This is a genomic window from Methanobrevibacter sp. (assembly GCF_050872065.1).
Taxonomy (GTDB): Archaea; Methanobacteriota; Methanobacteria; order Methanobacteriales; family Methanobacteriaceae; genus Methanocatella.
Genome location: NZ_JBNMGD010000080.1, coordinates 1 through 2,750, shown reverse-complemented (window position 1 = coordinate 2,750; position 2,750 = coordinate 1). Strand labels below are relative to the sequence as shown.

3 protein-coding genes are annotated in these 2,750 nt (G+C 29.3%); all 3 read left to right on the top strand.

What is annotated here, in order from left to right:
- The first annotated feature begins 257 nt into the window (after nt 1–257).
- Genes dnaG through ACR0P1_RS07685 form a run of 3 tightly spaced genes read left to right on the top strand, consistent with a single transcriptional unit; the run spans nt 258 to nt 2,611 of the window.
- The gene (dnaG, locus tag ACR0P1_RS07695) at nt 258–1,520 is read left to right on the top strand and encodes a DNA primase DnaG (protein ID WP_432645821.1); all 1,263 of its coding nucleotides are present in this window, start codon (nt 258–260) and stop codon (nt 1,518–1,520) included.
- A 51-nt stretch (nt 1,521–1,571) separates the two neighbouring features.
- Complete coding sequence (locus ACR0P1_RS07690) at nt 1,572–2,177, top strand: biotin transporter BioY (RefSeq protein WP_432645822.1); 606 nt, start codon at nt 1,572–1,574, stop codon at nt 2,175–2,177.
- Between the two features lie 41 nt (nt 2,178–2,218).
- On the top strand, nt 2,219–2,611 hold the full coding sequence (locus tag ACR0P1_RS07685; protein ID WP_432645820.1) for a DUF1284 domain-containing protein: 393 nt from the start codon (nt 2,219–2,221) through the stop codon (nt 2,609–2,611).
- The last annotated feature ends 139 nt before the right edge of the window (nt 2,612–2,750 follow it).

The window sequence follows — 2,750 nt, the reverse complement described above, 5'->3', positions numbered from 1 at the left end:
ATTATTAATTTATTACAAAAAAACAGGAGAAACAAGATTATTAAGGAAATATAATATTATATAAAAAAACAATCAAAGATTATTAATTATTTTAGATAGTAAAACCTTAATAATGACTCCACTACGTATATAAACTCTTTAGTGTATAATAGGTCTTTAAGACTGATGAATATGATTATCGTATAATTTATGCAAATTTATCGAATAACTTAGAATTACATAAATTATCCCGAATAATAAGCTCAGGAGGCTTAAGAATGGGAAAAGGTGAAGAATTAACTACAACAAAATATTTAATTCACGCTCAAATTACTGCTAATGGTATTGTTGAAAAACCTGATGTTGTTGGTGCTGTATTTGGGCAAACTGAAGGATTACTCAGTAATGATTTAGATTTAAGAGAATTACAAAGAACTGGAAGAATTGGAAGAATTCAAGTTAACATTCGTTCTAACAGTGGAAGAGCAAAAGGAGAAATTGTAATCCCATCCAGTTTAGATAGAGTTGAAACTGCCATCCTTGCAGCATCTCTCGAAACAATTAATCGTGTAGGTCCTTGTGAAGCTGAAATTCAAACTATTAAAGTTGAAGATGTGAGAGCAGTTAAAAGAGAACAAGTTGTTAACCGTGCAAAAGAAATTTACAAAAACATGGTTGAAAGCGTTGGCCCTACAAGTATTAAAATGATTGAAGAAGTCAGAGAAGCAATGAGAGTTCATGAAATCTCTGAATATGGTGAAGATCGTTTACCTGCTGGACCTGCAATCCATTCATCCGATGCAATTATTGTAGTGGAAGGACGTAGCGATGTTTTAAACTTACTTAAATATGGTATTAAAAACACAGTTGCTGTTGAAGGTGTAAGTGTACCTCAGTCCATTGGAGAATTAAGTAAAAAAAGAACTACCACTGCATTTGTTGATGGTGATAGAGGTGGAGAACTCATCTTAAAAGAACTTTTACAAATTGGTGAAGTCGACTTTATTACTCGTGCTCCTAAAGGAAAAGAAGTTGAAGATTTAGAAAAAGATGAAGTTTTAATTGCACTCAGAGACAAAGTCCCTACTGCACAATTCCTTGCTACTACTAATATTCTAAACGACAATCCTAAAAAAGAAAGTGGTAAGAATCGTAACAATAATAGAAACAATAATAAGCATGATAAAAAACAAAAATACAACAATAACCGTCGTAATGAAGAACCACGCATTGAAGAAGAACCAGTTATTGAAGATGATGAAGTAAGTTTAATGAAAGACATGCTTAGAGAATTTGAAGGAACTGGCGTTGGAGCTATCTTAGATGAAGCATTAAATATGACTAAAGAAGTTGAAGTGGAAAATATCTATGAAGAAATTAAAAACATAGAAGGAACTGCTAATGCTGTAATATTTGATGGTGTTATCAGCCAAAGATTAGTTGATGCAGCTTCAGAAAAAGGCATTGAAAAATTAGTCGCATTTAAATCAGTAAATATAGTTAAAAAACCACATAACGTTAAAATTATAACTATTAACTAAATTGAGAATTAAATAATTCTCTTTTTTTGAATTTGGAGGGATAAAATGAATATTGAAATGCAAAACTATTATAATATTAGAAAAAATGTTTTTGAAAGAATTCAGGATGCTAATACAGCAACTAAATTACTCTTATCATTATTAATGGCATGTTTCACAGGTATAATGGCACAAATTATTATTCCTTTACCATGGACTCCTGTCCCAGTTACTGCTCAAACATTTGCAGTATTATGTTCTGGTCTGTTTTTAGGTAAAAAATATGGATGCTTAAGTCAGATTTTATATATTGTTTTAGGTGCAGCATTTATTCCATGGTTTGGAGGAATGACCGGAGGATTAGACATCCTACTTGGATCAACCTGTGGATTCTTTATTGGATTTGTTATTGCATCTTATGTTATTGGAGCAATAACTGAAAAATATGTTGAAGCTCGTAGTTTCAAAAAAATGGCAACTGTAATTGGTGTTGTAAACTTCACATTAATTTACATTCCAGGATTATTAGGTCTTGCATTATGGTTAAATTTAACTCAAGGTGCAACCGTTGGTATTGTTGAGCTTTTAATGATGGGTCTTGTACCATTTATCCTTGGAGATATTGTAAAAATCCTAGGTGCAGCATCTGTTTCCAAAGTATTTTTACCAAAAGAATAAAAGGTTATTAAACCTTTCTTTTTTCATTTTTATTGATTATAATGAAACTTATTTTAAGAGGACATCACCTGTTATGCCTTAAAGGTTTTCAGGGCTATGGGTATGATGAAAAATTTACAAAAAATCTAACAAATGTTAATTTAAAAAGAAAATCCCCAGATACAATTATCCAATTAACAAACACCCCTGATGATATTTGTAAAGATTGTCCAAATTTAAAAAACAATGTGTGTATAGATAAAATACAAAATGAAAGAATTGTTTTCATGGACAATGAGGTATTAAAACATTTAGATAAAAAAGAATATAATTCTGTTGAATTGTTTGAAGAAATTAATACTATTTTCAATACAAAAGAATCTATTTCTGAAATTTGTTTTAAATGTATGTGGCATGAAAAATGTTTATTTTATCAAAAATTAACAAATAAATAATCAAGTTATTAATTTTTTAATTTTAGTTTTCATTTTATCGACATGAAGAAAATGATAAATTTTAAAAAAGGTAAAAGTAACCAAAAGATATAAATATTACTTAATAAAAATATATTAAATGTTGTATATACTACAATAT